This is a genomic window from Hyphomonas sp. (genome assembly GCF_046313735.1).
Classification (GTDB): Bacteria; Pseudomonadota; Alphaproteobacteria; order Caulobacterales; family Hyphomonadaceae; genus Hyphomonas.
This window is the reverse complement of sequence record NZ_JBKBXW010000017.1, coordinates 26,040-51,400: the sequence shown is the minus strand read 5'-3', so window position 1 is coordinate 51,400 and position 25,361 is coordinate 26,040. Positions and strand designations below refer to the sequence as shown.

The window sequence follows — 25,361 nt, the reverse complement described above, 5'->3', positions numbered from 1 at the left end:
CGCATGAGCACGAACCGGCTGGTGGCTGTCCATATCGATGATGAGACGCTGGGCGCGTCCGGGCCGGACGCAGAGCATGAACGGCGCGTCGCGATCTTCGACCTGATCGAGGAGAACAGCTTCACCGTGACCGGTGAGGAGAGGGGCCCCTACGTGCTGGCGCTGAGCCAGGTGGAGCGACGGCTGGTGCTGGCGGTGCGCAACGAGGCCGGCGAAGAGGTGCACACCTTCATCCTGTCGCTGGGTCCGTTCCGGGGCGTGATCCGCGACTATTTCATGATCTGCGACAGCTATTACGAGGCGATCCGCACTTCGACCCCGCACCAGATCGAGGCCATCGACATGGCGCGCCGCGGCATCCACAATGAGGGCTCGGAGCTGCTCAAGGAGCGTCTGGAAGGCAAGATCGGGATCGACTTCCACACCGCCCGGCGCCTGTTCACCCTGATCTGCGCGCTTCACGCCGGCCAGGGCCGCGCGCCGGGGGCGTGACCTCAGCCGAGGGCCGCCCGGAAGCGGCGGCTGCCGGTGAGCCGGTCTCCATTCGCCAGCGCCAGTTCGAAATCACCTGACGCCGTTGGCTGAATCTCGGTGATATGGGCCTTGTTGACGATGCGCGAGCGATGAATGCGCAGGAAGCGAAGCGCTGGCGCGGCCGGATCAATTGCTGACAGGCGCTTGTCCCAGTCTGACAGGGTGCCACGCACAAGGTGCGCGCCATTTACGGTGACGATGTTCACATAGTTCCCGGCGGCTTCAAGATAGAAGATATCGCCCGGAAGAAGGAAGAGGGTGCGCCCGCCATCGCGCACTTCGATACGGGCATCCATGTGCACGGTGCCGGGCGCGGCCTGCCGCGCGATCCACCAGCCATGAAAGGTGTAGATGGCGACGAAGATGCCATAGGTCAGCAGGTCCTTGCGCCATTCATAGAGTAGCGTGATCCAGACCCCGCCGCCGAAGAAGTTGTAGGGCCAGTCGAAAGCCAGCGCATAGGCGAGGTGCCGCATCGGCAGCATGGCGGCAACATGGACGAGGGAGAAGGCGATCGTCAGCCCGGAATGGACCAGGAGGGCCATCGGCAGCCCCGGCCCGGGCAGGAGCGGCCAGCGCTTGACGGCGAGGCCAACCATGGGCGCGAGCAACACGATGACGCAGGCACTGGATAGTTCCCAGATAAAGGGCTCGGCCGGGTGAACGGTAAGGCCAGAGCGCTGCATGTCGATCAGGTCCGAGGTGGCGTTCACCAGGATGACCGGAATCGTCAGGAGGGCGATGATCGTCCAGGGCCCGGGTATGACGCTCTCGCCGCTTGTCCCGGTTTTGTCGCCGCTGGTCACAATTGCCGCTCCGTTCGTCCCGGCTGCCCGCCTCTGATGGCATTGGCGTAGCGCTGCGCACAGGTCCGCGCAAGAAGCGGCGCATGATGACCGAACGCCGATACGACCTCGACTGGCTGCGCATTGCGGCCTTTGCGCTGCTGACCCTTTATCACTGCGGCATGTTCTATGTGAGCTGGGACTGGCATGTGAAATCCAGCCGCGCCAGTCCGCTGATCGAGCCGCTGATGCTGCTGGCAAACCCGTGGCGGCTCGGCCTCCTGTTCCTGATTTCGGGTGCTGCGACCCGGTTCATGGCGGACAAGATGCCCGCCCTGCCATTCCTCGGTGCGCGGATGAGGCGCCTTTGGCCACCCCTGCTGCTGGCGATCTTCGTGATCGTGCCGCCGCAAAGCTATTACGAGATCGTCGAAGCGCTGGGGCCGGGCAGCCCCGCGCTGGAAGGGTTCTACCAAAACTACGTGACCGGCACGGGCGCCTGGTGTGATGCGGACGGCTGCCTGGCTACGCCGACCTATAATCATATGTGGTTCGTGGCTTATCTTATCCTCTATACGCTGGCGCTGGTGACGATCCTGCCCCTGTTGCGGCGCCTGCCCGGACAAGCGATGGCGCGGCTCCTGTCGGGGCCCGGCATCTTCCTCGTTCCATGGCTCTTTCTGTTTTTGGCCCGCGCCTGGCTGTTCCCGATCTTCGGCCAGACGCACGATTTCCGCGAGGACTGGTATCTTCACACCGTCTACTTCGGGCTGTTCCTGCTGGGCTTCGGTATTGCCAAGCATCAGCCCTTCTTCGAGGCGGCGGTGCGCCTGCGCTGGCCGATGCTGTCGCTTGCGCTTTCTTCCTGGGCGATCATCCAAACCTGGTACACGCTCCGGTCAGACGTGCCGGCGGATTGGGAACTGGTCTTCTTCCGCGGTATCCGCGAGGCGCAGGCCTGGTCCGCGATGCTGGCCGCCCTCGGTTTCTTCCACCGGCACTTCCGGGATCGAGACACGCCGCTGCGCCGGACGCTCTCAGCGGCTATCTTCCCCTTCTACCTCATCCATCAGACGCTCATCGTCATTGCCGGGCATTACCTTGATCGGCTGGGTCTTCCCATTGTGATCGAGGCTGGGGTGCTGATCGGGCTGACAGCGCTGGGCTGCTGGCTGTTCTATGAAACGGGGCGGCGCGCCGGGCCGCTGCGGATATGGATCGGCCTTGCCAGCGGGGAGAAGGAGCCGGCGGCGCTCCAGAGGGCCGGCCAGCGGACCTGAATGCCCTCGCGGCTTGCCGGAATCTGCGGGAGGCTGTATGGCGCGCGGCAGTGTGATGCTTGGGCCGTGCGCCGCAATGGCGCCGCCAGACCTGGAGAGGGCATGTCGAAAGAAGAACTGATCGAATTTGAAGGCACGGTTGTGGAACTGCTGCCGAACGCGACTTTCCGCGTGAAACTTGAAAACAATCATGAGATTATTGCTCATACCGCCGGCAAGATGCGCAAGAACCGCATCCGCGTGCTGACCGGCGACAAGGTCATGGTCGAGATGACCCCCTATGACCTGACCAAAGGCCGCATTACCTATCGCTTCAAGTAAGCTGCGCGTGGCAGGCGCGCCCAAGGCCCGGCTGATCCTGGCGAGCGCGAGCCCGCGCCGCCGGGACCTTTTGGCGGCCATCGGCCTGCCGCCGGACGAAATCATCCCCACCGATATCGACGAGACGCCCCGCAAGGACGAGGTGCCCGCGGCGCTGGCGCTGCGCCTCTCACAGGAGAAGGCGGCGGCCTGCACTGCCGAGGGCTTTGTGCTGGCGGCCGATACGGTGGTCGGCGTCGGGCGGCGAATCCTGCCGAAGGCGGAGACGCGGGGGGAGGCGGAATCCTGCCTGCGGCTGATGTCGGGCCGGGCGCATCAGGTGATCACCGGCGTGTGCGTACGCGCGCCGGACGGGCGCACGGCGAGCCGGGCCGTGATGACCCGTGTGCGGATGAAGCGCCTGAGTGAGCGGGAAATTGCGGATTATCTCGCCAGCGGCGAATGGCAGGGAAAAGCCGGCGGCTATGGTATCCAGGGGCGGGCCGGGGTGTTCATCCTGTCGCTGAATGGCAGCTATACGGGCGTGGTCGGCCTGCCGGTCTATGAGACGAAAGCGCTCCTGGACGGGCTGGGCTACCAGCCGGAGGGCCCGGCGGGCGATTGACTCCTGCCCGGCTTCGCGCAAATGGGTTCCATGACGAAGCTGACCACACCCAAAGCCGTCGTGGATGCGCTCGAAGCGCTCTATGCCGAAGCTGTTTCCGCCCTTTCCGATGCTCTTGGCCGTTTCCTGCGGGACGGCACCCCGCCGGACATGCACTCCCGCGATGAAGGCACCTTCTGCTATCCGCAGATCCGCCTTGTCTATGACCCTGACGGGCCGCCGCCGCCGATCAGCCGCGCCTTTGGGAAAATGAGCGAGGCGGGCATCTATATCACGACGATCACCCGGCCGGATTTTTTCCGCACCTACCTGATCGAGCAGCTGACGCCGCTGATGCGCGATTATGATGTGGATGTGTTCGTTGAACGCTCGGCCTCCGAGATTCCCTATGCCTATGTCTGGGACCCGTCGCAGGCGGCAGGGCTGGAGGAGATTGCGCCGGCAGAGCTGGTGCGCTGGTTCCCTTCGCCGAAGCTGACGCTGATTGGCGATGAGGTGGCCGATGGCGAGCCGTTCGAGGCTGGCGAAGAACGCCCGCTGGCGCTGTTTGATGCGCAGCGGGTGGATTTCTCGCTGAAGCGGCTGCAGCACTATACCGGTACGCCGGTCGAGCATTTCCAGAGCTATGTTCTGTTCACGAACTATCACCGCTATGTCGATGCGTTCTGCGACTGGGCGCTGACGCAGCTGGACGGCGAGAGCCGGTATACGTCACTCTCCGTGCCCGGAGGGCTGGAGATTTCCGAGCCGGACGAAGGCAGCCGGGCGGCGATTGATGCCTCGCCCTGGCGGCGTTTCCAGATGCCAGCCTATCACCTTCGCGCGGCGAAGGGCGTCGGGATCACGCTCGTCAATATCGGGGTCGGCCCATCCAACGCCAAAACGATCACGGATCATCTGGCCGTCCTGCGCCCGCAGGTCTGGCTGATGGTTGGGCATTGCGGCGGGCTTCGCCACTCTCAGGCGATTGGCGATTATGTTCTGGCGCACGCTTATATGCGCGAGGACCATGTTTTGGACGCTGTGCTGCCGCCGGAGATTCCGGTTCCGCCGATCGCGGAGGTTCAAGTGGCGCTGCAGCGCGCCGCGGCGAAGATCACCGGCGAGCAGGGCGAAGCGCTGAAGAAGCGGCTGCGCACGGGCACGGTGGTGACCACAGACGACCGGAACTGGGAATTGCGTTTCACCGCCTCGGCGCGGCGTTTCAACAAGAGCCGGGCTGTCGCCATCGACATGGAGAGCGCGACCATTGCGGCGAACGGTTTCCGGCTGCGGGTGCCGTACGGCACGCTGCTCTGCGTCTCCGACAAGCCGCTGCACGGCGAGATCAAGCTGCCAGGCGCGGCCAACCGCTTCTATGAGCGCGCGATCGGCGAACACATCCGAATCGGGATCGAAACGCTCGAACGCCTCAGCGAAGACGGCGGCGCCGCGCTGCATAGCCGCAAGCTGCGCGCATTTGACGAGCCGCCGTTCCGGTGAGGCTGGTTGCCTGGAACTGTGCCGGCGGGTTTCAGGCCAAGCATGCTGCCCTTGATCGCCTGGCGCCCGACCTGGCTGTCGTTTGCGAGGTGCATGCGCGAACACTCGCCGATATGGCGGACACCGAGACGCTCTGGACTGGCGACAGTCCAGACGCAAAGGGCCTCGCTCTCTTGGGTTTTGGCGGCTGGAAACTGACACAGCGCTATGTAGGCCCCTTGCCCAACGTGATCGCGGCACATGCCCGCCAAGGCAATGAGGAGGTGCTGCTGGTTGGCGTCTGGACTGTACCTTCCAATCGAAGCTACACCCTGCCGCTCGCCGCGATGTGCGCCGATAAAGCCTTTCAGGCATTGCTGGATGAGTGGGAAGGCAAGCCAGTCATCGTTGCTGGCGACTTCAATGCGAGCGATGTTTTCAGCAGATCGCGACCGCTATTTTCTGATGTGAGGCGCGCGCTGGAAGCCTTAGGCCTCAGAAGTCTCTGGCATACCCGCAGCGGGGACGGCTTCGGGGCTGAGACTCAGGCGACATTTTACTTTCACTGGAACGAGACGAAGCCGTTTCATATCGACTACATGTTTGTTTCCGGGCCATGTCTGGAGGCCTGCCGGAGCTTCGAAATTGGAACTTTCGGCGAATGGACACTTCCGAAAATGAGTGATCATGTGCCGTTGATCGCGGAATTTAGTTTGACGCCAGATAGCGTTGCCAGCGTGTCTGTTTCCAACTGACGGGATGAGATCAAAATCATGACGATAACGGATATCGACTGGCCCGCCCTGAAGGCCGCAGCGCTTGAGGCGCGCCAGAACGCCTATGTGCCGTACTCGGACTACCGGGTCGGGGCAGCGCTGCTGGCGGTGTACGGGACGGTCATCTGCGGCTGCAATGTCGAGAATGCGACCTATGGCGCGACCTGCTGCGCTGAGCGCACGGCGGTGTTCAGCGCAGTGGCGGCCGGGCATACATCCTTCCGGGCGATTGCGGTGGCGACCGCCGGGCCGGAGGCGGGCACGCCCTGCGGCATCTGCCGGCAGGTGCTGGCGGAGTTTTCAGCTGATGGCGCGCTGGAGGTGCTCTGCTTCACGCCGGATGGGGCGGAGGCGCGCTTCACGCTGGCGGAATTGTTGCCGCATGCGTTCCGGCTGAAATAGCTGGTGCGGAAATGCTTCCTGATCGTTCGGAGGGCTGGGATGAGATCGCCGATGCCTTCATGGCGGCGCGTTCCGATATTGGTGCGGAGCTGGTGCGCGGCTGGGCGCGGATGCATTTTCCGGGTGGCGCGCAGATCGTCGATATCGGGTGTGGGTCGGGAATACCGATGTCGGCAGCGCTGATCGCAGAGGGATTTCAAGTTTCCGGTATAGATGCGTCGCCGAGGCTGATCGCTGCTTTTCGGGTGCGCTTCCCACAAGCAGCAGCGGTCTGTGAGGCGGCGCAGGAGAGCGATTTCTTTGGGCGGACTTTCGATGCGGCGATTGCGGTCGGGCTGCTTTTCCTGCTGGCAGCGGAGGATCAGCGGGAAGTGATCAGGCGCGTGGCAACGGCGCTGAAGCCGGGTGGGCGCCTCCTGTTCAGTGCACCAATGGAAGCCTGCGAATGGGATGACCTGCTGACGGGCCGGCGTTCGCGCTCGTTTGGGCGGGCAGAGTATGACCGCATTCTGGATGGTGCGGGCTTGCGTTTTGCCGGCTGCTGTCAGGATGAGGGCGGCAATAACTATTACGATGCCGTGCGGCCCCTTGACCCCGCGTGACACAGCTTTGTCACTGGACGCCTTGCGGGGGCGGCGTTAGGCGGGATGGATGACTGACACACGCCCGCGCCTGCTTCCGCTTGAGACTGTCCGCAATTTCCGTGATTTCGGGGGCTATGACAGCCGCTATGGCGGGCGCGTGAAGATGGGCCAGCTGTATCGCTCCGGCCATCATGCCGAGGCGAGCGAGGCGGATCTCGCCCAGATGGCGGCGCTGGGCATTCATGTGCAGGCTGATCTTCGCCGGCCCGATGAGCGCGAGAAGCAGAAGAGCCGTTTCCAGGCGCCTGTGACGATCACCCATGATGGCGGGCGCGAGAGCGAGGCGCCGCATATGCGCTTCCTGATGCAGATGGAAGTGGACGCGGACGCGGCGGACCAATGGATGGTCGAGTATTATGAGGCCGCGCCGTTCAAGGCGCATCATGTGGCGATGTTCCGCGACTGGTTCGGGCATTTGGCGGCGCTGCCGGGAGACGCTGCAGGGCTTGTGAACTGCGCGGCGGGCAAGGACCGGACGGGTATTCTCTGCGCCCTGACGCATCATGTTCTGGGCGTTGGCGAGACGGATCTGCGCGCGGATTATGACCTGACGAACAGGGCTGTGGATGTTGATTCGCGCCTGCCCGAGGCAGCGGCCTATTTCAATCAGATGCTGGGCCGCGAGTATCCGGCGGAGGTCTACCGGCCATTCATGGGCGTACATCTGCGCTATCTGGATAAGGCATTTGGCGCCATTTTTTCGCGCGCAGGATCGCTCGACGGATACCTCGCCGATACGCTGAATGTGGATGAAACAATGCAGGTTGAGATCCGCCGGCGGCTGATCGAACGCTGACGCGTTAACCGGCGGCACGTTCAAGATAACCAATGAATCCGGGCGAAATGATGCACGTGGCTTGCGCTTGTGCGTGCGTAGGGATATGCGAACGCGCACTTTGAGGCATTCTCCTCAACGCATGTGGAAACGGGCGAAAGACCAGGGTTTGACGCAGTTTTCCGCAGAATACTGGCTGAACAGAGGATACTGACATGGCCGTTAAACCGACCCCCGCAAAGAAAGTTGCGGCGCGCAAAGCGCCGGTGAAGAAAGCGCCTGCCGCCAAGAAAGTGGCTGCGCCGAAAAAGGCAGAAGCAAAGAAAGCAGCTCCGGAAGTGCTGACGCTGAAGCACCTGGCTGCTGAGCTTTCCGAAGCTCATGAAATGCCCAAGAAACAGGCTGAAGCCGTTGTTTCCGACCTGGTGGACCGCATGGGCGGCCACCTGAAAAAGGGCAAGAAACTGCGCATTTCCGGCCTCGGCATCCTGCAGGTCCGCAAGCTGCCGGCTCGCACCGGCCGCAACCCGGCCACCGGCGAGACCATCAAGATCAAGGCTTCGAAGAAGGTCGCGTTCCGTCCGTCCAAGGACCTGAAAGAGCGGATTCTCTAAGAGCTACGAGCTTTTCGCGAAAAATTCGCCCGGCTTGCAGGCTTGCAGGCCGGGCGTTTTCTTTTCGGTAGCGGTGCGACGCGATTTCAGGTGCGGAAAGAGCGCCGGCCGAAATAGGGATTGCCTGAGGCAGGCGGCGGGGGCGGCGGGCTTTCGCCTGTCTTTGTCTCTTCTGAAGTTTCAGTTGAAGTTTCAGTTGTGCCGGCTGCTTCGGATGTGGCGGAGCCCTCGAGAGATTTTTCCGTTAGCGCTTCGTGAGCGGGCGGCTCTTTCGCAAAGGAGCCTGGCTGGAGCCGGCCGGAGAGGAGGCTGCGCACATGGGCGATTGCAGCGCCGGCCGTCGAGACTTCGAAATCGGGGACAGATTTGTCGAGCCGACGGGCGAGCAGGCGAGCCTGGTGCGGGGTGAGGGATTTCAGCTGCGTTTCGAAAATGTCCTCGCCGACGGTTTCGCGGATGGCGCGGATGGAGTCGAGCGTCTGGCCGGCCGAGGTGAGCAGCTTCTTGACGATGAGGCCCGTAGCGGCGGCCCAGTCCTTGTCAGAGACGCTGCTGAAGCGGCTGCTGGCATCGATGAGGGCCTGCAGGGCGACAACTGCGCTCATGCGAGCTTCTCCCGCACTTCCTGAAGCAACTGCTCGATGATTGAGAGCGCGTCTCCGGGCCATTTTGCCTGCAGGGTCGGATCGGGCCCAAGCTCGATCGGGTTCGTCGCGAAGCCTGATTTCAGCGGAACGATGGTCTTGAAGATGGCGAATTCGGTTTCAGCGGCGTTGGCCGCATCGCGCATGGCGCCAAGGACCACCTGCTGGTGCTGGGAGCCATCGAAGCGTGTTGCGAGGACAACGGGGAGGGTTTCGATTTCCCGGTCGCGCAAGTTTTTCATGATGTCGCCGGTGAACAGGTCGAGGCCGAGCGTGGACATGAAATCGGGAATCGTCGGCACGATGATGAGATTGCTGGCCGCCAGTACGGTTTCCGTCATCACGGAGATTCCGGGCGGGCAATCGAACAGGATGACGTCATACTGGGCTTTGAGGAGATTGAGGTCATCGCGCAGGCGTTTGCCGACCTGGCCTTGCAGCGCTTCCATCGAATAGCCGCGCTTGGTGAGATCGAAGATCAGTTCGCGCTCGGTCTTGCGCAGGCGCGGCGAGGAGGGGATCAGGTCCAGGGGCAGCGGTTTGCCCTTGAAACTGACATCGCTGGCGCCCGTGATGATGAAATCCGACAGGCGGCGCTGCTCGCCGGCGGAGAAGTTTTCGAGCAACCAGTCGGAGATCGTCGAGTAATCATTGATGGCCTGGAACAGGTGCTCGTCGCCGTTATGCCCGAAAATCAGCAGCGATGCGTTCGCCTGGGTGTCCAGATCCACTACGAGGGTGCGCATACCGGACGCTGCGAACGCCTCTGCAAGGCTTACGCAGGTTGTGGTCTTGCCGACCCCGCCCTTGGAATTGGCAATGGAGATAATGCGCGCCGCCATCCGCTCTCTTTTCCTGACTCGCTTCAAAGGGGGCTATTGCCAGAGTCTGCCGGGCAAGGCCACCTCTATCCCCGGTTTTGGGAGCATTCGCCGAATAAAAATTTCTCAATTATTCAGGTGAGACAGGCCTGAATTGAAGATTTTTCCGCAGTTCCAATCCGACCGGGTCCGGAATGGGGGCAAACTGTGCATCGTCGGAGTGAACCGGCAAGCATCAGGGAGACCCCATGAACTGGACCTGGCCATTCAGGAAAGCCGCCGCCGAGACAAAATCGGCCTGGCCGCTGATCGCGCTGAGCGAACCGCGCGCAGCCAGCTGGGGCTCGCGCGAGCCATCTGCGCTGATCCGCGACGGGTATCTGAAGAATGCGGTGGCGTATCGCTGTGTACGGATGGTTGCGGAGGCTGCGTCCTCAATTCCGCTCAGGACATCGCATGAGGGCGCCGCGCGCCTGCTGCGCCAGCCAAACCCGGACATGGCGCCGGTGAGCTTTCTGGAGGCGCTGTTCACGGATCTTCTGCTCACGGGCAATGCCTTTGCCGAAGCCGTGCGGATGCCGGGCGAGGACAGGGTGTTAGCGCTCTACCCGCTGAAGACGGCCACGATGCGCCCGGTGAAGGATACGCGGGGCTGGGTGGAAGGCTGGGCGATCAAGGCGGCTGGCCGGGAGCGGACCGTGCGCCGCGACGCTGACGGGTGGAGCGCAGTGCTGCAGGTGAAATTCTACAATCCGCTCGATGATGGGATGGGGCTTGCGCCGCTGGCGGCAGCCCGCCGGGCATTGGACCTTCACAATGCCGGTGCCGACTGGGCGAAATCGCTGATCGACAATTCCGCCAAGCCTTCCGGCGCGCTGGTCTACAGCGGCGGGCGGATGGCGCCGGACCAGTTTGACCGGCTCAAGGAAGAGCTGGCCGCGAATTTTGCCGGCGCGGCGAATGCCGGGCGGCCTCTGCTGCTCGAGGGCGGGCTGCAATGGCAGGCCCTGTCGCTCTCGCCGGCGGAGATGGATTTCCTGGACACGCGGGCAGCGGCGGCGCGGGAGATTGCGCTGGCCCTCGGTGTGCCTCCGATGCTGCTGGGCCTGCCCGGAGACAATACGTATGCGAACTATCGTGAGGCAAATTCCGCCTTTTGGCGGATGACTGTGCTGCCCTTGGCAAGCCGGCTTTCCGAGGCGCTGTCGCGCTGGCTGGATGCGCCGTTTGGTGAGGATGTGATCGTGGCGCCAGACCTTGATCAGGTGCCGGCCCTGTCGGCCGAACGTGAAGCGCTCTGGACACGGATTGATGGGGCGAGCTTCCTGACTGCGGAGGAGAAGCGCAGGTTTGCCGGAGTTGGCGAATGAAACTGGACACGCGGGTGACGCTGGCGCTTTTGCTGGCGCTGCTGGTCCAGGCGGCTGGTGCGGTGTTCTGGATGGGATCGGCTGCGGAGCGGCTCGGCGCACTTGAGGCACGGGCCATAGAGGCGCGGCCTGTCGCCGAACGGCTGGCGCGGCTGGAGGCAGAGGTGGCCGCCATGCGCGCGCAACTCGACCGGATCGAGCGGAAGCTGGAGGCTGGTGATGCGCGATGACACGGAGGTGCCCTTCCTGATCGAGGGGTATGCCAGCCTGTTCGGCACGCCGGACCGGGTGGGCGATGTTGTGCGCCCGGGGGCATTCAGCGCGAGCCTGGCGCGGCGCCCGATCGTGCCAATGCTGATCCAGCACAATGATGGGGCGAAGGCCGGGCGCTGGATGCGGATCACCGAGGATGGGCGGGGCCTGTGCGTGCGCGGGCTGGTGAACACCGGGAGTGCGCGGCGCCTCATCAGCATGGGGCTGGACGGGCTGTCTATCGGCTTCCGGCCGGTGCTTTGGGTGCCCCGAACTGGTGGTGGGCGCGAGTTGAGAGTGATCGATCTCGTGGAGATATCGATCGTCAGCGATCCGATGCTCGCGGGCGCGAGATTTACGGTCGGTAGACGGACAATGGAATTTGCGGCCTGACGAAAGCGTCGCCGGAGCTTCAACAAGGAGAAGGAATGACCAAGGAAACCAAGATGGCAAAATCGGACACGGCCGATATCATGGCCGCGTTCGAGGCCTACAAGCAGGCGAATGATACGCGCCTTGCGGAGGTCGAATCCAAAGGGGCGAGCGATCCGCTGACGGATGAGCGGCTGGCCCGGATTGACCGGCGCCTTGAGGCGCTGACGCTGAAGATGGCCCGGCCGGATGCACCGGCGGCCATTGATCCGGCCCATGACGAGCTGCGCGAAACCTGGGCGCGCTATCTGCGCACCGGGGACGAGAGCGGCCTTGCGCGGCTTGAAGTGAAGTCGCTGAATACTGGTTCGGGCGCAGAAGGCGGGCATGTTGCGCCGCCCGAACTTGACCGGCTGATCGAGGCGCGGCTGATGGCTTCGAGCCCGATGCGGCAGATTGCAACCGTGCGGCGGACATCGGCCGGCGTCTACCGCAAGCCGGTCGGGCTCGGTGCAGAGGCGCAGTGGATTGGAGAGACTGCCGCGCGGCCGGTGACCGATGTGGCCGGTCTCGACCTGCTCGAATTCCCGGCAGGAGAGCTTTATGCCATGCCGGCGGCGACGCAGACGTTGCTCGAGGATGCGTATGCGGACATTGATGCCTGGCTGGCGGATGAGGTGGAGATCGCCTTCGCAGCACAGGAATCGGCAGCATTCGTGAGCGGCAACGGCGTTGGCCGGCCCAAGGGCTTCCTGACCTATGACATCGTGAACGATGCGAGCCATGTCTGGGGCAAGGTGGGGTCCGTGCCGGGTGACTTTACCGATGAGGATGCGGCCGACCAGTTGATCGACCTGATCTATGCCCCGAAGAGCCGGTTCCGGGCAAATGGCCGGTTCGTGATGAACCGCCGGACGGTGTCGGCCATCCGTAAGCTGAAGGACGCCGATGGGCGCTATCTCTGGCAACCAGGCACCGGCGGCGAACCTTCGACGGTGAAGGGGTATCCTGTGACCGAGATCGAGGACATGCCGGATATCGGCGAGGACAATGTCGCGATCGCTTTCGGTGATTTCCGGCGGTTCTACCTGATTGCGGACCGGCAGGGCGCGCGGGTGCTGCGCGATCCGTTCTCGGCGAAGCCCTATGTGCTGTTCTACACGACCAAGCGCGTGGGCGGCGGCGTCCAGAACTTCGATGCCGTGAAGGTAATGGTGTTCTGACGGAGGAGCGCTCCGCAGGCTGAATGATGTGAACAAGGCAAGGCTGCGCGCGGCATGGGTCAAACCCCTTGCAGAGCGGAGCCTTGCCCGAAGGAGAGGACAAAGGATGATTGAGACAGTCGTGATCGCCGTGATCCGGCAGGCAGCGCTGCTGACGAAGCCGCAGCAGGAAGAGTTTGCCGACAAGGTGGCGGAGGCGCTTGCCGCCCTCGTGAAGGGGACGCGCAGCGAGATTGACAACGAGCTTCTGCGCCATGTGGGCCTGCCGGTTGCGGGCAAGGTTCTGGCAAGGTTGCAGGCGCTGATCTGATCAGCGTGTTCGGGCGCGGGCACTCCGGCGGAGCTGCCCGGCCTTGAATTCCTCAGGATAAGGATAATCAGGATGACGGAACTGACGGTGGTGACACCGCCGGCGGGCGAGCCTTTGCCGCTTGCCGCCGCGAAGGAATTCCTCCGCCTCGGGACGGATGCGGAAGATGCGCTGGTCGCGCGCCTCATTGCGGCGGGCCGCGCGCAGATCGAGTCCGCGAGCGGGCTCGCCCTTGTGGAGCGCACGCTGCGGCGCCGATGGCACAGGTGGCCGGATGGTCTCATGCGGCAGGGCATCGTCCTGAGGCCCGGACCTGCACATGAGCTCGTCTCTGTGGTCCGGAAGTCACCGGCCGGCGGGGATGATACGATCACCGAGCGGTTCCTGCTGATGGCGGGACGCCTTCGCCTGAAGCGCGCCTGGGGGCTGCCCATGATCCCGCTGGATGGCTGGATCGAGGTGACTTTCACAACGGGTTTCGGGCCGCCCGGGAATGTGCCGCCGGACCTTGCCCACGCGGTGAAGGTCTGGGTGCAGACGGCCTATCTGCGCGGCGGGCCTTCGCCGCTGCCGGCATTGCCGGACGAGGTGCGGGCAATCCTGGATGCGCGGCGGGAGTGGGCGATATGAGCGCCGAGACGGAAGTTCAGGCCGCCCTGATGAATGCGCTGACCGGCAATGCCGGGGTGCAGGCGGAGTTCGGTGTTCCGGCGCGGGTCTATGATGATGAGACCGAGGCGCCAGCCTATCCGTTTGCCCGGCTGGAGCGACATGAGCTGCGCCCGGCAGGCGCCAGCGCGGGCGAGGCAGACGAGCATTTCATCACGCTGTCTGTGACATCGCGATATGGCGGGCTGCGCGCGGCGAAGGAGGCGCTCGCGGCGCTGCGCAGCGCTGTGGATGAGGCCGACTGGAGCGGCGCAGGCCGGCATATTGTGCTGGCGCACACGGTCTATTCGGATGTCATGCGCCGCTTCGACCGGCGCGCCTTTCGGGGTGTCATCCGTTTCCGGATTATTTCCGAAGAGGGGGCGGGCTGATGGCCGGGCAGAAGGGCAGGGATATCCTGCTTAAGATAAGTGATGGGCCTGGCAGCTTCACGACAGTTGCCGGGATACGGGCGAGCCGGATCGAATTGGCCTCGGGGCTTGTGGATTCAACGGCCATGGACAGCCCGGATGCCTGGCGGGAGCTGATCGGCGGGGCAGGAGTAAAAACCGCTCGCATCAGTGGGCAGGGCGTTTTCCGCGATGCCGCCTCCGATGAACTTATGCGGAGTATGTTCTTTGAGGGCGATGTTTGCGGCTGGCAGTTGATCCTGCCGGGTTTCGGCGTGCTTGAGGGTCTCTTCCAGATTTCGGCGCTCAGCTGGTCTGGACGTCATGATGGCGAGGCAGAATTTTCTGTGACGCTGGAAAGTGCCGGGCAACTGACCTTTGAGGCCCTGCCATGAATTCAGTGCGCGGAGAAACAGACCTGATGGTTGCGGGCCAGACGAGGCGGCTTTGCCTGACCCTCGGGGCGCTCGCAGAGATCGAGGCAGCCCTCGGATGCCGGACGATTTCGGAACTTGAAACCCGCCTGCGCAGGATGTCGGCTGCTGATCTCGTGATCGTGGTCGCGGCCCTGCTTCGGGGCGGCGGCGAGGGGCATGTCGCCCGGCAGATAACTGACGCGGATATCGCGCCGGGCGCGGCCGCGCAGGCTGTCGCAGAAGCCTTCCGGCTCGGCCTCAGCGGATGATGTTACCATGGAACGAGATGCTGCGCTCCGCGCTCGCGGCCGGGGTTTCGCCCGAGGCTTTCTGGCGCCTCAGCCTGCGGGAGTGGCGGTGGATGACGGCGGGGCCGCCGGCGCTCGCCCGCACGGCGCTAAATCAGTTGATGCGAGAATTTCCGGACAGGCAGGCAACAGGGACGCATACAGATGAATGAATTGGAACTACAGCTTGGCGCCGCGGGGGATGCCTTGCGAGACCTGGGCCAGGGGCCGGCGAGGGAGGCTGCAGAGGCGCTTTCGTCCGCATTTGTTGTGGCAGGCCAACGGATTGAAGCGTCACTGGCCCGCGCGGCGCAGAGTGGGGAGCTTGATTTCAGCAGGATGGCCGAATCGATCCTGCGTGATCTCGCACGTGTGGCCGCCGAGGCGATCATCCTGCGGGGACAGTCTGGCAGCCCGGGCGTCAACGCTACGTTCAATTTTCCTCCGGGAGCTGACGGGCGCGGAACTGCCGGACAAACGGCGGGCCTCGCAGCGGTCCTTGCGCGGATGGTTCAAGCCGGAGGGCGTTTCCTGTGAGCCTTGCGCAGTTTCATGAAGTGAGCCTGCCGGTTCCACTGGCTCTTGCGGCAAGTGGCGGGCCAGAGCGGAAAGTGCAGATTGTTCAGCTTGCGAACGGGCGTGAGGTGCGCAACGCGGTCTGGGCCGGATCCCGCCGCAGCTGGGACATCGGAACTGCGGCTTCGCGCTTAGAGACATTGCAGGCGCTGATCGCGTTTTTCGAGGCGCGGGGCGGCAGGCTGCACGGCTTCCGGTTCCGGGACTTTCTGGATGACCGGTCGGGGAGTCCGGGCGCGGACGTGTCTCCGGTTGATCAGTTCCTCGGCACCGGCGACGGGACACAGACCCGGTTCCACGTGGTCAAGCACTATGATGGCTGGGCGCGCCGGATCTGGAAGCCCGTTGCTGGTACGGTGCGCGCTGCTGTTGATGGGGACGAGGTGGCTTTTTCGGCCAATCACGTTGAGGGAACCATCGACTTTCTGGTGCCGCCGCCTGACGGGGCAAGTGTCACCGCCGGGTTCCGGTTTGATTGTCCGGTCCGGTTTGATGCGGACCGGCTGGATATCAATCTTGAAGGTTTCGGAGCTGGCCGCGCCATCCGTGTACCGCTGATCGAGATACTGGAGTGAGCGATGCGGGAGATCCCGGAAGAATTTGCTGCACGCCTTGAAAGCGGCGTGACCACGACGTGCCTTTGTTGGCGCCTGACGCGGCGGGATGGGCATGTGCTGCGATTGACGGAACATGATGCAGAGATTGAACTGCCGGACGGCGTATATCTTCCGGGTGCGGTGTTGTCTCTGGCTTCGGTCACCCAGACTGCAGGCCTGAACCCGGGGCAGGCCGCCGGCGAAGGCGCGCTCGCGCATGATGCGATTGATGAGGAAGGCCTGGCCGCGGGTGCTTGGGACGGAACGCAGGTCGATATCTTCCGCGTGGATTGGCAGCGAACGGAGTATTCCGTTCATGTCTGGAGCGGGTATCTGAGCGAAATCCGGCGCGGGGCGGCAGGCTTCGAGGCGCAGCTTGTGTCTCTCAAGGCAGACTTTGAGAGGCCCATCGGGCGGGTATATGCGCGCAGGTGCGATGCTGTCCTTGGTGACGATCGTTGCGGCGTTGATACCGGCGTGTTTCCTGAGGCCGTCTGCGATCACCGGTTCAGTACCTGCCGGGACACATTCGCAAATGCTCACAATTTTCGGGGATTTCCGCATCTTCCGGGAACGGATTTCATGCTGGCGGGGCCTGCGGCCCTCGGCAACACCGGGGGGCAGCGATGAGACGCGGCGCAATCATCGCCGAAGCCATCAGCTGGATTGGAACACCCTATCGGCATCAGGCGAGCCTCAAAGGGGCTGGGTGTGATTGCCTGGGGCTTGTGCGCGGTGTCTGGCGCGGGGTGATCGGTCCCGAGCCGGAAGAGCCGCCGGCTTATACACCGGACTGGGCAGAAGCGCTTGGACAGGAGACGTTGCTGTTGGCCGCGCGCAGGCATCTCATCGAGATTGCTCCGGGGGCGGCAGGGCCGGGCGATGTTCTGATATTCCGCATGGCGACAGGCGTGCCGGCCAAGCATTGCGGCATCGTGTTGGCCTCCGGGCGCCTGGTGCACGCCTATTGGGGCCGGGCGGTTGCAGAGACGCGGCTGACAGATTGGTGGACCCGCCGGATTGCGGCAGCCTTTCGCTTTCCGGGAATTGAGGACTGACATCATGGCAGAAATCATCCTTACAGAGATCGGCGCAGCCATTGGACAAAGGCTCCTGCCGACGGGTGTCACCCTGCTTGGGCGGACCATTTCGGGCGCCGCGATTGGCCGGGCTGCAGGATCGCTCGCGGCCGGCGCGCTGAACCGGTATCTTGCCGGCCCAGCGGAAGGGCCGAGGATTCCGGTGCTGCATGTGATGGAGGCTGCAGAAGGGTCAGGCGTTCCCTCCGTCTACGGCCGGATGCGGGTTGCGGGATACCTGATCTGGGCCTCGCGGTTCCGGGAGGCACGAAGGGGACGGTCGGGCGGCAAAGGGTCGGGCCGGGCCAACGAGTATGCCTACACCGTCAGCTTTGCGGTTGCGCTGGGCGAAGGACCGGGCGTTCGCGTGCAGCGGGCCTGGGCGAATGGTGAGCCATTCGACCTGTCGCGCGTCAGCTGCCGGATCTATGGCGGGGAAGAAGACCAGCCGCCGGATCCGCTGATTGAGATGATCGAGGGCGCCGCGCCCGCGTATCGCGGGACTGCCTATGTCGTATTCGAGGACCTGCCGTTGGAGGCGTTCGGAAACAGGATTCCGCAGCTTTCCTTCGAGATTGTCCGTGTGCCACCCGGAGATGGGGAGCCGGGGCTAGGCGCGGTGGTGACAGGGGTGAATATAATTCCGGCGTCCGGAGAGTTTGTTTACGCGACCGAGATCATCCGGGAACGCCAGTCTCCGGGGCGGGAGCGGCCGCTGAATGCGAACTCGGGAGAGGCGCGCGCGGATTTTGTCGTTTCGCTGGATCAGTTGCGGGAAGGTCTTCCAAGAACGTCGCATGTTGCGCTGAATGTCGGCTGGTTCGGGTCGAGCCTTGATGCCGCCGACTGCCTGATCCGGCCAGGCGTCGAGACGCGGGTGCGGATCACTGCGCCCCGGAGCTGGCAGGTGGCGGGCGAAACGCGCGCCGGGGCGTATCTGATTTCGCGTGATGAGGCGGGCATTGCGAGCTATGGCGGAACGCCGTCTGATGCCTGTGTCGTGCAGGCCATCCGTGAACTGAAGGCGCGCGGATACCAGGTGACGCTGACACCCTTCCTGCTGATGGATGCGCCGGGATTTCCCTGGCGCGGGCGGATAACTGTGGCGGAAGATGGGTCTGCGTCTGCGCGATCAGATATCGATGATTTTGTTCACAGGGCGGAGGGTTATCGCCGGTTTATCCTGCATCATGCCGCCCTTGCGGCAGAGGCCGGCGGGGTGGAAGCGTTCCTGATCGGCAGCGAGATGCGCGGGCTGACGCGCGTGCGCGATGCGGAAGGCGCATTTCCGTATGTGGAGGCGCTGTGTGCGCTCGCGGCGGAGGTGAAAGCGATCCTTACGGCGGCGAATGTCTCCTATGCGGCGGACTGGACAGAGTATGGCGCGTATGTGCCGGCGGACGATAGCGGGGATGTCCTGTTTCCGCTGGACGCGCTGTGGGCGCATCCGGCGGTCGATTTCGTCGGCATCGACTGGTATCCGCCGCTGGGAGACTGGCGCGCAGGGACAGATCACGCAGATGCGCTGGCCGGCTTCAGCGCAGCAGATGACCCGGAATATCTCACAAGCCAGATAGAGGGCGGGGAAGGCTTTGACTGGTTCTATGCGGATGATGCAGCCCGCACCGGACAGGTCCGAACACCTATCATTGATACGGCGCATGGTGAGGGCTGGGTGTTCCGGGTAAAGGATCTTTCCGGATGGTCCGGCAATCTTCATCATCCCCGGCCAGGCGGCGTGCGGGCAAGCGAGCCGACCGGCTGGACGCCGGGGATGAAGCCGGTGCGATTGTCCGAGATCGGGTTTGCTGCGGTCGACAAGGGAGGCAATGCGCCCAACCTGTTTTTCGATCCGAAAAGCACGGAGAGCGCGCTGCCGCCTTTTTCGACGGGCGAGCGGGATGATGTGTACCAGCGCCGGGCGCTTGCGGCGGTGCTGCCCGTGTTCGAGGAAAGTCCGATTGTCGAGGCGGCCTATGTCTGGGCGTGGGACGGGCGGCCCTTTCCGGCCTGGCCGCTGCGGGCGGACATCTGGTCAGATGGCGAGAACTGGAACCGGGGGCACTGGCTGAACGGCCGCGAGGGCCTTGCGCCGCTGTCGGCTGTGGTTGCGGACATCTGTGCGCGGGCCGGCATTGAGGGCGCAGATGTGCGGCGGCTCGACGGCATTGTGGAGGGCTACCGGCTGGACGGCGTGCATTCGGTGCGCGCGGCGCTGGAGCCTTTGCGTGCAGCCTATGGCTTCGACGTGGCAGAACGGCCGGATGGCTTGGTCTTCCAGATGGGCGATGCAGTGCCAGTTGACCTCGATCCGGCCGCGCTGACAGAGCCCGGTATCATCCGGACGCGGCAACTCATGGACAAGTCGCCGGAGCGGCTGCGCCTTGCCTATATCGATCCGGACAAGGACTATCAGCCCGCCATCGCCGAGGCGCGCCGCGGCGCAGGCGATGCGCGGCTGGTAACTGATATCGCCTTGCCGATGCGCTTCTCCGCGGCGCGGGCTGAGGCGGTTGCTGCGGCATTGCTGGAACAGGCCGCCGTGCCTTCCGGAGCGGAGATTGGCCTTGGCTTGTCCGGCGCAGCGATCGAACCCGGCGACCGGGTGCGGTTGGGAGACGGGGCGGTCTTCAGGGTTCATGAGACAAGGGATGCGGGCGCGGCGCGGGCACTGTCACTGGTGCAGGATACCGCGCGCCCTGCAGGGGCGCGGGCGGCGGGTATCGGGCGCGCGCCGCCGCCCGCGCCGGTCTATGGCGGCATCGAACTCATGGTGATGGATGCGCCCGCGCTGCCGGAGGCACCGCGGGTTGGCGGACCTCTTGTGGCGGCGTGGGCCGAGCCCTGGTCGGGCGAAGTGACAATACTCGCCGGCGCGTCGCTGGAGTCCCTGACAGAGCGGGTCCGGCTGGAAAAGCCAGCGGTGATCGGCTGGCTCGCCGAGCCGGTGTCTGCTGGACCGGAGGGGCGCTGGGATGAGGCTGCTGCAATCGTCATCGACCTGCCGGGCGGCGGGCTGCAGTCGCTGCCGCCGCTGGCGGTGCTGGGCGGGGGCAATGCAGCATTGCTCGAAACGCTGGAAGGATGGGAGCTCATCCAGTTCCGGCAGGCTGAGCTTGTGGGGCCGGAGCGGTGGCGCCTGAGCGGGCTCTTGCGCGGCCAGTCTGGCCGGCCAAGCGGCGCAGCCGCCGTGGGCGCACGCCTCGTATGGATCGACCCTGCTGTAAAGCGGGTCCGGTCCGGGCCGCTGGAGGCAGGCGTAAACCTCCTCTGGCGGGCTGAGGGGCTCGGCGATCTGGTGGAGGCGGTGTTCGAGGACCGGGCGGGGCTCCCCTGGAGGCCCGCGCCCTTGCCGGCCGGGGCAGGCCGGGTCCGCTGGGCCCCGCGCGGCCCGGACGTTCCCGACAATTGGGACCTGCCAGACCCGGTGGCGGCCCGGCGATATGCACTCGAAAGCGATGCCGGAGAGGGCTTCGGCACAGCCCAGTTGCTTGACGAACCGGAGGCGGACTGGCCGGAAGGGGCTGAAGCGGTGCGCATTGCCGAGATCGGGCCGGATGGCCGCAGGGGCCCATGGCTTTCAATCCGCGCCGGTTCGCCTTACCTGTAGCGTCGACGACGACTCGAACCGGAACAGGAGCCCCCGGGTGGCGCTGGATCCCTATCAGGTGCTGGGTGTGCCGCGCACGGCCAGCGAAGCCGAGATCAAGAAAGCCTACCGCGCCCGGGCCAAGGCGCTGCACCCTGACCTGCACCCGAATGATGCCGCCAAGGCGGAAGAATTCAAACGCGCGTCGGCCGCCTTTGACATCCTCGGCGACAAGGAAAAGCGCGCGAAATTCGATCGCGGCGAAATCGACGGCGAGGGCAATCCGCGCGGTTTTCCGGGCGGCGAAGAGGGATATCGCTGGGACAGCCGCGGCGGCAGCCCGTTCGGCGCGCAGGGCGATCCGTTCGAGGATATCCTTGGCGGCATGTTTGGCGGCGGCCGCCGCCGGGGCCCCGGGCCGATGAAGGGCCGGGACGTAAGGTACCGGGTAGAGATCTCCTTTGAGGATGCGGTCAATGGCGCACGCCGCCGGATGACGATGGCGGATGGCAGCGCGCTGGAGGTGAACATCCCGGCGGGCATCACGAGCGGGCAATCCCTGCGGCTGAAGAGCCAGGGCCAGCCCTCGCCCTCTGGCGGACCGCCCGGGGATGCGCTGCTCGAGGTCGAGGTCCAGCCGAGCACGATCTGGACGCGGGACGGCAATCATCTGCGCATGGCGTTGCCGGTTGACTTGAAGACCGCGATTGTCGGCGGCAGCGTCGATGTCCGCACGCCGTCCGGCACGGTGTCATTGAAGATTCCGGCGGGATCGAACACAGGCGGCCAGCTTCGCCTGAAGGGCAAGGGCGTGCAGGTGAGCCCGCCGGGGGACCTCTATGTCCGGCTGGAAATCGTCCTGTCAGACCCGAAGGATGAGGGCCTGCGCCGCTGGGCGGAGGGGCGCTGAGCGCGCTCGACTTCGCCCCGGCTTGGGAATAGCATCCCGGCATGGTCTCTGGGGAGGGATGCATGCCGCCATCGGACATGACAAACATCGCCGGCGACAACTGGCTGGCGGTCCTTGCTGCGGCAGGGGCAATCTATGCGGTCGGGTTTCTGATTTACGGGCTGGTGTTTACGGGGTTGTGGCTGAAGCTGGCAGGCTACGACAAAGAGCAGCTGCGCCCGCATATGTGGAAAATGGCGGTCTCGCCCGTCATGCCGATTCTGACAGCCATTGGCCTTGCCATCCTGTTCAAGCTCGCGCGGGTGGACACTCTGGCGGCGGGGCTGGTGCTCGCCTTCCAGCTCTGGTTCTTCATTGCGATGCCTGTTCGTCTCTATTCCTTTGTCTACAGCCCTGAAAAGATTGGTCTTATGGTGATGGATGGTGTGCATCTGCTGCTCGGTATGCTGATTGCCGGTGCGATCATCGGCGGCTGGCGCTAGGGTGACTGCAGCTGAATCGTATCATTCACTTCATGTTCAGAGCCTCGCCCGCATACCCGGCATCATGAAACGCACGCTTGCCCTCCTTGCCCTTGCCGCCCTGTCGGCGACCTCCTTCGCTTCGGCGCAAGGGCAGTCCAATCCCTGGACGAACCAGTTCTCGCCGGGCCAGGCGCGCGAAGCAGTGCGCGAGGGCAAGACCGTGCCCCTCAGCCGCATTTTCCAGAACCTGCGCCGCGATCATGGCGGCTACCAGCTTGGCGCCGAGCTCTATTCGCGCGGCGACGGCTCCACCTATTATGAGATTGACTGGATGACCGAGGATGGCCGCAAGGTGCAGTTCACGGTCGATGCCCAGACGGGCCAGGTCACAGGCCGCCGCGGCGGCTGATACCGGACAAGGATGATTAGGAGACCCTGATGAGAATTCTGGTCGTTGAAGATGATGCGGACCTGCGGCGCCAGCTGGCGGACGTGCTGTCCCAGTCCGGCTATGCGGTGGACCTTGCCGCAGACGGCGAGGATGGCCAGTTCCTGGGCGAGACCGAGCCCTATGACGCGGTGATCCTCGATCTCGGCCTGCCGAAGATCGATGGGGTCAGCGTGCTGAAAAGCTGGCGCAAGGAGGGCAAGATCTTCCCGGTGCTGATCCTGACCGCCCGCGACCAGTGGAGCGAGAAGGTTTCCGGCTTCGATGCCGGCGCGGATGATTACCTCACCAAGCCCTTCATCACTGAGGAGCTGCTGGCGCGGCTCCGTGCGCTCCTGCGCCGGGCGGCGGGCCATACGGCGGCGACGCTGGAGGCCGGCAAGCTGATGGTGGATACCCGCGCGGCCCGCGCCACGGTGAATGGCGAGCCGGTGAAACTCACCGCGCACGAATACCGAGTGCTGTCTTACCTGATGCACCATCAGGGCCGGGTCGTACCGCGGACGGAGCTGGTCGAGCATATCTATGATCAGGACTTCGACCGCGATTCCAACACGATCGAGGTGTTCATCGGCCGCCTGCGCCGCAAGATCGGCCAGGACCGGATCCAGACCGAGCGCGGGCTCGGCTACCGCCTGATCGTGCCGGACGAGGAAGCGCGCGTTGCCGGATGAGGCAGCGCTGCGCTAAACCGCCTCGATGAGCGAGGCGCCTGTCCCGAAGCGAAGCCTGAATGACCGCTGGTCCAGCGTGTCGCTTGCGCGGCGCGTGATGATAGCGGCGGCCATCTGGGGCCTGATTGTGCTGATTGGCGGGGCCATTGCGCTATCGGCAGTCTACAGGGCGCAGACGCTGTCCCTGATCGACGAGGACCTGGAGCAGACGCTCGTGACCCTCTCGCGCGAGCTGACGCGCGAAGATGCCTTCCTGCCGGATGGCCGCGTGACCGATACCGGACGGGCGATTCTTGCGAGCGATGCGCGGTTCCAGACGCAATATTCCGGATATTACTGGGCCGTGGTCGGGGTTACGCCGGAGTTTGAGATCGCAGCCGACTTCCGCTCCCGCAGCCTCTGGGACGAGCCGGTGCCGGCGACACCGGAGCTGATCGCGCGCGTGGCGAGGATGCCCGGCATTACGCAGTACTCGAACTTTCCGGGCCCGGCCGAACAGCGCTCGCGCGTGGCGGCCCGGTCGATCATCGTCGAGAACCGCGCAACGCCGCTGGTCCTTGTGGCCGCCGCAGACCGCACCCCGAATGATGAAGCAACGACCCGCTTTCGCAACCTGCTGATCGGCACGATGGTTGCGCTGTTTGGCGGGGTGTTCGCGGCCATGCTGCTGGCGGTTCGCTATTCCCTCAATCCGCTGAGCCGTCTCGAAGCGGATGTCGCCAAGGTCCGCGAGGGCGAGACACAGAAGCTCTCAGGCGACTACCCTGCAGAGGTTCGTCCGTTGACGGAGGAGCTCAACAAGCTGATCGAGCATAACCGGGAGGTTGTGGAGCGCGCGCGGATGCATGTGGGCAACCTCGCCCACGCGCTGAAGACACCGCTGGCCGTGCTGCGAAACGAGGCGAAGGGGCAGACCCAGCTTGATGATGTGGTGCGCCGCCAGTCAGAGGCGATGCAGACGAACGTCGAGCACTACCTGAAACGCGCCCGCATGGCGGCGCGGGCCGAGGCGATTGGCGCGCGCACGGATATTCGCCCGGTGCTCGACGGTCTTGCGCGGATGCTCAATCGTCTCTTCGATGCGCGCGGGATCGAAGTGACCGTCGAGGGCAGCGCGCGTGCGATCTTTCGCGGCGAGCAGCAGGATTTCGAGGAGATGGCCGGCAATCTGATGGAGAATGCCTGCAAATGGGCCCGCAGCGAAGTGCGCGTCACGCTCACCGATACGCCGCAGGCGCTGGTCATCACGGTCGAGGATGACGGCCCGGGCCTGACGCCGGAGCAGCGCGAAGGCGCGCTGAAGCGCGGGGTGCGCCTCGATGAGACGACGCCGGGCACCGGGCTGGGGCTTTCGATTGTCACTGAGCTTGCGGAGCTGCATAAGGGCAGCCTCGAACTCGGCGACGCTGCCCTTGGCGGCTTGAAGGCGAGCCTTAGGTTTCCGAGGCCATGATGAAGTTGAATACGATTGTGATTTCAGGCTGCGTCCTGCTGGCCGCCGGCGGATACATCGCGCTCGGCCGGCCCGGCATGGCAGACCAGCCGATGAGCGCGCGGCAGGCGGCGCTGGCGGAAAAGATCCGCACCGATCCCAATTCCCTCACGCATTCGGAAATGCTCTCGCGCCTCGAACAATCCGTGCGCGACCAGCCGGAGGCGCCGGAGCCGCATTACTTCATTGGCGAGCTTCTGCGCGCGCAGGGCCGGGGCGATGATGCGATTCGTGCGTATCAGTCAGCCCTCCGGCGCAATGCGGATTTCGTGCCCGCGCTGATCTCGCTGGCCGATGTGCTGGTCATGTCCGGCGACGGCAGCATAGGGCCGGATGCCACCCGTCTCTATGCCCGCGCCTACCAGCTGGATGAAACACAGGTCGCCGCCGGGATGCGCGCGGCGATGGGCGCTGCCCAGGCCGGCGACGAAGTCCGCGCCCGTCAGGCGATGCGCTACATCTATACCCGCCTGCCCGAAGACGACCCCCGCCGCGAACGCTTCCGCCCGATGATCGAGGCCATCGGTGACGGCGAGGCAGAAGCGCCGGGCGAGTAAGCGCCGCATCTGCCGCACTCCCCAACC

Annotated in this window: 34 protein-coding genes; 31 read left to right on the top strand and 3 right to left on the bottom strand. The window is 64.6% G+C overall.

Going from position 1 to position 25,361, the window contains the following annotated elements; genetic code table 11:
• Window positions 1-3 precede the first annotated feature (3 nt).
• The gene (locus tag ACK4SV_RS09890; RefSeq protein WP_409917663.1) at window positions 4-492 is read left to right on the top strand and encodes a UPF0262 family protein; all 489 of its coding nucleotides are present in this window, start codon (window positions 4-6) and stop codon (window positions 490-492) included.
• A 2-nt stretch (window positions 493-494) separates the two neighbouring features.
• Here ACK4SV_RS09890 and ACK4SV_RS09885 read toward each other — a convergent pair whose 3' ends face one another.
• Window positions 495-1,340, bottom strand: coding sequence for a LytTR family DNA-binding domain-containing protein (locus ACK4SV_RS09885; RefSeq protein WP_409917662.1), 846 nt, complete (start codon window positions 1,338-1,340; stop codon window positions 495-497).
• A gap of 83 nt (window positions 1,341-1,423) precedes the next feature.
• Between ACK4SV_RS09885 and ACK4SV_RS09880 the strand changes: the two genes are divergently transcribed.
• The 9 genes from ACK4SV_RS09880 (at window position 1,424) to ACK4SV_RS09840 (ending at window position 8,196) form a co-directional block, all read left to right on the top strand.
• The gene (locus ACK4SV_RS09880; RefSeq protein WP_409917661.1) at window positions 1,424-2,599 is read left to right on the top strand and encodes an acyltransferase family protein; all 1,176 of its coding nucleotides are present in this window, start codon (window positions 1,424-1,426) and stop codon (window positions 2,597-2,599) included.
• 102 nt (window positions 2,600-2,701) lie between these two features.
• Window positions 2,702-2,920, top strand: coding sequence for a translation initiation factor IF-1 (gene infA / locus ACK4SV_RS09875; RefSeq protein WP_220987554.1), 219 nt, complete (start codon window positions 2,702-2,704; stop codon window positions 2,918-2,920).
• 7 nt (window positions 2,921-2,927) lie between these two features.
• Window positions 2,928-3,524: a Maf family protein gene (locus ACK4SV_RS09870; RefSeq protein WP_409917660.1), complete on the top strand. Its 597-nt coding sequence runs from the start codon at window positions 2,928-2,930 to the stop codon at window positions 3,522-3,524.
• A gap of 21 nt (window positions 3,525-3,545) precedes the next feature.
• A complete protein-coding gene (locus tag ACK4SV_RS09865; protein ID WP_409917659.1) occupies window positions 3,546-5,006 on the top strand; it encodes an AMP nucleosidase in 1,461 nt (486 codons plus the stop codon).
• A complete protein-coding gene (locus tag ACK4SV_RS09860) occupies window positions 5,003-5,740 on the top strand; it encodes an endonuclease/exonuclease/phosphatase family protein (RefSeq protein ID WP_409917658.1) in 738 nt (245 codons plus the stop codon). The genes ACK4SV_RS09865 and ACK4SV_RS09860 overlap by 4 nt, the downstream gene beginning before the upstream one ends.
• An 18-nt stretch (window positions 5,741-5,758) precedes the next feature.
• A complete protein-coding gene (gene cdd, locus ACK4SV_RS09855) occupies window positions 5,759-6,163 on the top strand; it encodes a cytidine deaminase (RefSeq protein WP_409917657.1) in 405 nt (134 codons plus the stop codon).
• Window positions 6,164-6,174: 11 nt separating this feature from the next.
• Window positions 6,175-6,765 carry a class I SAM-dependent methyltransferase gene (locus tag ACK4SV_RS09850; RefSeq protein WP_409917656.1) on the top strand — a complete coding sequence of 197 codons (591 nt, stop codon included), beginning with the start codon at window positions 6,175-6,177 and terminating at the stop codon, window positions 6,763-6,765.
• Window positions 6,766-6,814: 49 nt separating this feature from the next.
• Window positions 6,815-7,603, top strand: a complete 789-nt coding sequence (locus ACK4SV_RS09845) for a tyrosine-protein phosphatase (RefSeq protein ID WP_409917655.1) — start codon at window positions 6,815-6,817, stop codon at window positions 7,601-7,603.
• Between the two features lie 194 nt (window positions 7,604-7,797).
• Entirely contained in the window at window positions 7,798-8,196 is a 399-nt protein-coding gene (locus ACK4SV_RS09840) for an HU family DNA-binding protein (RefSeq protein WP_409917654.1), read from the top strand.
• A gap of 86 nt (window positions 8,197-8,282) precedes the next feature.
• On the opposite strand, the gene ACK4SV_RS09835 is transcribed toward ACK4SV_RS09840, so the two are convergent.
• Window positions 8,283-8,801 carry a hypothetical protein gene (locus ACK4SV_RS09835; protein ID WP_409917653.1) on the bottom strand — a complete coding sequence of 173 codons (519 nt, stop codon included), beginning with the start codon at window positions 8,799-8,801 and terminating at the stop codon, window positions 8,283-8,285.
• A complete protein-coding gene (locus ACK4SV_RS09830) occupies window positions 8,798-9,682 on the bottom strand; it encodes a ParA family protein (RefSeq protein WP_409917652.1) in 885 nt (294 codons plus the stop codon). The genes ACK4SV_RS09835 and ACK4SV_RS09830 overlap by 4 nt, the downstream gene beginning before the upstream one ends.
• 227 nt (window positions 9,683-9,909) lie before the next feature.
• Between ACK4SV_RS09830 and ACK4SV_RS09825 the strand changes: the two genes are divergently transcribed.
• The 21 genes from ACK4SV_RS09825 to ACK4SV_RS09725 all read left to right on the top strand — a co-directional run bounded on the left by ACK4SV_RS09825 (window position 9,910) and on the right by ACK4SV_RS09725 (window position 25,334).
• Window positions 9,910-11,031 (top strand): phage portal protein, encoded by a 1,122-nt coding sequence (locus ACK4SV_RS09825; RefSeq protein ID WP_409917651.1) that lies wholly within the window; start codon window positions 9,910-9,912, stop codon window positions 11,029-11,031.
• Window positions 11,028-11,261, top strand: a complete 234-nt coding sequence (locus ACK4SV_RS09820) for a hypothetical protein (protein ID WP_409917650.1) — start codon at window positions 11,028-11,030, stop codon at window positions 11,259-11,261. Before ACK4SV_RS09825 ends, ACK4SV_RS09820 begins: the two co-directional genes overlap by 4 nt.
• Window positions 11,251-11,676 (top strand): HK97 family phage prohead protease, encoded by a 426-nt coding sequence (locus tag ACK4SV_RS09815; RefSeq protein ID WP_409917649.1) that lies wholly within the window; start codon window positions 11,251-11,253, stop codon window positions 11,674-11,676. The genes ACK4SV_RS09820 and ACK4SV_RS09815 overlap by 11 nt, the downstream gene beginning before the upstream one ends.
• Window positions 11,677-11,711: 35 nt before the next feature.
• Window positions 11,712-12,878: a phage major capsid protein gene (locus ACK4SV_RS09810; RefSeq protein WP_409917648.1), complete on the top strand. Its 1,167-nt coding sequence runs from the start codon at window positions 11,712-11,714 to the stop codon at window positions 12,876-12,878.
• 106 nt (window positions 12,879-12,984) lie between these two features.
• The gene (locus tag ACK4SV_RS09805) at window positions 12,985-13,188 is read left to right on the top strand and encodes a hypothetical protein (RefSeq protein ID WP_409917647.1); all 204 of its coding nucleotides are present in this window, start codon (window positions 12,985-12,987) and stop codon (window positions 13,186-13,188) included.
• A 72-nt stretch (window positions 13,189-13,260) separates the two neighbouring features.
• Window positions 13,261-13,818, top strand: a complete 558-nt coding sequence (locus ACK4SV_RS09800; RefSeq protein ID WP_409917646.1) for a hypothetical protein — start codon at window positions 13,261-13,263, stop codon at window positions 13,816-13,818.
• A complete protein-coding gene (locus ACK4SV_RS09795) occupies window positions 13,815-14,228 on the top strand; it encodes a DUF3168 domain-containing protein (RefSeq protein WP_409917645.1) in 414 nt (137 codons plus the stop codon). Before ACK4SV_RS09800 ends, ACK4SV_RS09795 begins: the two co-directional genes overlap by 4 nt.
• Window positions 14,228-14,641: a phage major tail protein, TP901-1 family gene (locus ACK4SV_RS09790; protein WP_409917644.1), complete on the top strand. Its 414-nt coding sequence runs from the start codon at window positions 14,228-14,230 to the stop codon at window positions 14,639-14,641. The genes ACK4SV_RS09795 and ACK4SV_RS09790 overlap by 1 nt, the downstream gene beginning before the upstream one ends.
• Window positions 14,638-14,931, top strand: coding sequence for a GTA-gp10 family protein (locus ACK4SV_RS09785; RefSeq protein WP_409917643.1), 294 nt, complete (start codon window positions 14,638-14,640; stop codon window positions 14,929-14,931). The genes ACK4SV_RS09790 and ACK4SV_RS09785 overlap by 4 nt, the downstream gene beginning before the upstream one ends.
• Window positions 14,928-15,122 (top strand): phage tail assembly chaperone, encoded by a 195-nt coding sequence (locus tag ACK4SV_RS09780; RefSeq protein ID WP_409917642.1) that lies wholly within the window; start codon window positions 14,928-14,930, stop codon window positions 15,120-15,122. Before ACK4SV_RS09785 ends, ACK4SV_RS09780 begins: the two co-directional genes overlap by 4 nt.
• Entirely contained in the window at window positions 15,115-15,486 is a 372-nt protein-coding gene (locus tag ACK4SV_RS09775) for a phage tail tape measure C-terminal domain-containing protein (protein ID WP_409917641.1), read from the top strand. Before ACK4SV_RS09780 ends, ACK4SV_RS09775 begins: the two co-directional genes overlap by 8 nt.
• Entirely contained in the window at window positions 15,483-16,100 is a 618-nt protein-coding gene (locus ACK4SV_RS09770) for a TIGR02217 family protein (protein WP_409917640.1), read from the top strand. The genes ACK4SV_RS09775 and ACK4SV_RS09770 overlap by 4 nt, the downstream gene beginning before the upstream one ends.
• A 3-nt stretch (window positions 16,101-16,103) precedes the next feature.
• Window positions 16,104-16,751 (top strand): DUF2163 domain-containing protein, encoded by a 648-nt coding sequence (locus ACK4SV_RS09765; RefSeq protein WP_409917639.1) that lies wholly within the window; start codon window positions 16,104-16,106, stop codon window positions 16,749-16,751.
• On the top strand, window positions 16,748-17,179 hold the full coding sequence (locus tag ACK4SV_RS09760) for an NlpC/P60 family protein (protein ID WP_409917638.1): 432 nt from the start codon (window positions 16,748-16,750) through the stop codon (window positions 17,177-17,179). The genes ACK4SV_RS09765 and ACK4SV_RS09760 overlap by 4 nt, the downstream gene beginning before the upstream one ends.
• A gap of 4 nt (window positions 17,180-17,183) precedes the next feature.
• Entirely contained in the window at window positions 17,184-20,810 is a 3,627-nt protein-coding gene (locus ACK4SV_RS09755) for a glycoside hydrolase TIM-barrel-like domain-containing protein (protein ID WP_409917637.1), read from the top strand.
• A gap of 37 nt (window positions 20,811-20,847) precedes the next feature.
• Window positions 20,848-21,699 carry a DnaJ C-terminal domain-containing protein gene (locus ACK4SV_RS09750; protein ID WP_409917636.1) on the top strand — a complete coding sequence of 284 codons (852 nt, stop codon included), beginning with the start codon at window positions 20,848-20,850 and terminating at the stop codon, window positions 21,697-21,699.
• Window positions 21,700-21,761: 62 nt separating this feature from the next.
• Window positions 21,762-22,181 (top strand): DUF1761 domain-containing protein, encoded by a 420-nt coding sequence (locus tag ACK4SV_RS09745; RefSeq protein ID WP_409917635.1) that lies wholly within the window; start codon window positions 21,762-21,764, stop codon window positions 22,179-22,181.
• Between the two features lie 64 nt (window positions 22,182-22,245).
• Window positions 22,246-22,572 carry a PepSY domain-containing protein gene (locus ACK4SV_RS09740; RefSeq protein ID WP_409917634.1) on the top strand — a complete coding sequence of 109 codons (327 nt, stop codon included), beginning with the start codon at window positions 22,246-22,248 and terminating at the stop codon, window positions 22,570-22,572.
• Between the two features lie 29 nt (window positions 22,573-22,601).
• Entirely contained in the window at window positions 22,602-23,285 is a 684-nt protein-coding gene (locus tag ACK4SV_RS09735; protein ID WP_409917633.1) for a response regulator transcription factor, read from the top strand.
• Window positions 23,286-23,310: 25 nt separating this feature from the next.
• On the top strand, window positions 23,311-24,738 hold the full coding sequence (locus ACK4SV_RS09730) for an ATP-binding protein (RefSeq protein ID WP_409917632.1): 1,428 nt from the start codon (window positions 23,311-23,313) through the stop codon (window positions 24,736-24,738).
• Complete coding sequence (locus ACK4SV_RS09725; protein ID WP_409917631.1) at window positions 24,735-25,334, top strand: tetratricopeptide repeat protein; 600 nt, start codon at window positions 24,735-24,737, stop codon at window positions 25,332-25,334. Before ACK4SV_RS09730 ends, ACK4SV_RS09725 begins: the two co-directional genes overlap by 4 nt.
• Window positions 25,335-25,361: the final 27 nt, after the last annotated feature.

Coding starts and splice junctions, on each gene's coding strand:
- ACK4SV_RS09890 (WP_409917663.1), top strand. CDS start 4: ATGAGCACGAACCGGCTGGTGGCTGTCCATATCGATGATGAGACGCTG.
- ACK4SV_RS09880 (WP_409917661.1), top strand. CDS start 1,424: ATGATGACCGAACGCCGATACGACCTCGACTGGCTGCGCATTGCGGCC.
- infA (WP_220987554.1), top strand. CDS start 2,702: ATGTCGAAAGAAGAACTGATCGAATTTGAAGGCACGGTTGTGGAACTG.
- ACK4SV_RS09865 (WP_409917659.1), top strand. CDS start 3,546: ATGGGTTCCATGACGAAGCTGACCACACCCAAAGCCGTCGTGGATGCG.
- cdd (WP_409917657.1), top strand. CDS start 5,759: ATGACGATAACGGATATCGACTGGCCCGCCCTGAAGGCCGCAGCGCTT.
- ACK4SV_RS09850 (WP_409917656.1), top strand. CDS start 6,175: ATGCTTCCTGATCGTTCGGAGGGCTGGGATGAGATCGCCGATGCCTTC.
- ACK4SV_RS09845 (WP_409917655.1), top strand. CDS start 6,815: ATGACTGACACACGCCCGCGCCTGCTTCCGCTTGAGACTGTCCGCAAT.
- ACK4SV_RS09840 (WP_409917654.1), top strand. CDS start 7,798: ATGGCCGTTAAACCGACCCCCGCAAAGAAAGTTGCGGCGCGCAAAGCG.
- ACK4SV_RS09835 (WP_409917653.1), bottom strand. CDS start 8,801: ATGAGCGCAGTTGTCGCCCTGCAGGCCCTCATCGATGCCAGCAGCCGC.
- ACK4SV_RS09830 (WP_409917652.1), bottom strand. CDS start 9,682: ATGGCGGCGCGCATTATCTCCATTGCCAATTCCAAGGGCGGGGTCGGC.
- ACK4SV_RS09825 (WP_409917651.1), top strand. CDS start 9,910: ATGAACTGGACCTGGCCATTCAGGAAAGCCGCCGCCGAGACAAAATCG.
- ACK4SV_RS09820 (WP_409917650.1), top strand. CDS start 11,028: ATGAAACTGGACACGCGGGTGACGCTGGCGCTTTTGCTGGCGCTGCTG.
- ACK4SV_RS09815 (WP_409917649.1), top strand. CDS start 11,251: ATGCGCGATGACACGGAGGTGCCCTTCCTGATCGAGGGGTATGCCAGC.
- ACK4SV_RS09810 (WP_409917648.1), top strand. CDS start 11,712: ATGACCAAGGAAACCAAGATGGCAAAATCGGACACGGCCGATATCATG.
- ACK4SV_RS09805 (WP_409917647.1), top strand. CDS start 12,985: ATGATTGAGACAGTCGTGATCGCCGTGATCCGGCAGGCAGCGCTGCTG.
- ACK4SV_RS09800 (WP_409917646.1), top strand. CDS start 13,261: ATGACGGAACTGACGGTGGTGACACCGCCGGCGGGCGAGCCTTTGCCG.
- ACK4SV_RS09795 (WP_409917645.1), top strand. CDS start 13,815: ATGAGCGCCGAGACGGAAGTTCAGGCCGCCCTGATGAATGCGCTGACC.
- ACK4SV_RS09790 (WP_409917644.1), top strand. CDS start 14,228: ATGGCCGGGCAGAAGGGCAGGGATATCCTGCTTAAGATAAGTGATGGG.
- ACK4SV_RS09785 (WP_409917643.1), top strand. CDS start 14,638: ATGAATTCAGTGCGCGGAGAAACAGACCTGATGGTTGCGGGCCAGACG.
- ACK4SV_RS09780 (WP_409917642.1), top strand. CDS start 14,928: ATGATGTTACCATGGAACGAGATGCTGCGCTCCGCGCTCGCGGCCGGG.
- ACK4SV_RS09775 (WP_409917641.1), top strand. CDS start 15,115: ATGAATGAATTGGAACTACAGCTTGGCGCCGCGGGGGATGCCTTGCGA.
- ACK4SV_RS09765 (WP_409917639.1), top strand. CDS start 16,104: ATGCGGGAGATCCCGGAAGAATTTGCTGCACGCCTTGAAAGCGGCGTG.
- ACK4SV_RS09760 (WP_409917638.1), top strand. CDS start 16,748: ATGAGACGCGGCGCAATCATCGCCGAAGCCATCAGCTGGATTGGAACA.
- ACK4SV_RS09755 (WP_409917637.1), top strand. CDS start 17,184: ATGGCAGAAATCATCCTTACAGAGATCGGCGCAGCCATTGGACAAAGG.
- ACK4SV_RS09745 (WP_409917635.1), top strand. CDS start 21,762: ATGCCGCCATCGGACATGACAAACATCGCCGGCGACAACTGGCTGGCG.
- ACK4SV_RS09740 (WP_409917634.1), top strand. CDS start 22,246: ATGAAACGCACGCTTGCCCTCCTTGCCCTTGCCGCCCTGTCGGCGACC.
- ACK4SV_RS09735 (WP_409917633.1), top strand. CDS start 22,602: ATGAGAATTCTGGTCGTTGAAGATGATGCGGACCTGCGGCGCCAGCTG.
- ACK4SV_RS09730 (WP_409917632.1), top strand. CDS start 23,311: ATGAGCGAGGCGCCTGTCCCGAAGCGAAGCCTGAATGACCGCTGGTCC.
- ACK4SV_RS09725 (WP_409917631.1), top strand. CDS start 24,735: ATGATGAAGTTGAATACGATTGTGATTTCAGGCTGCGTCCTGCTGGCC.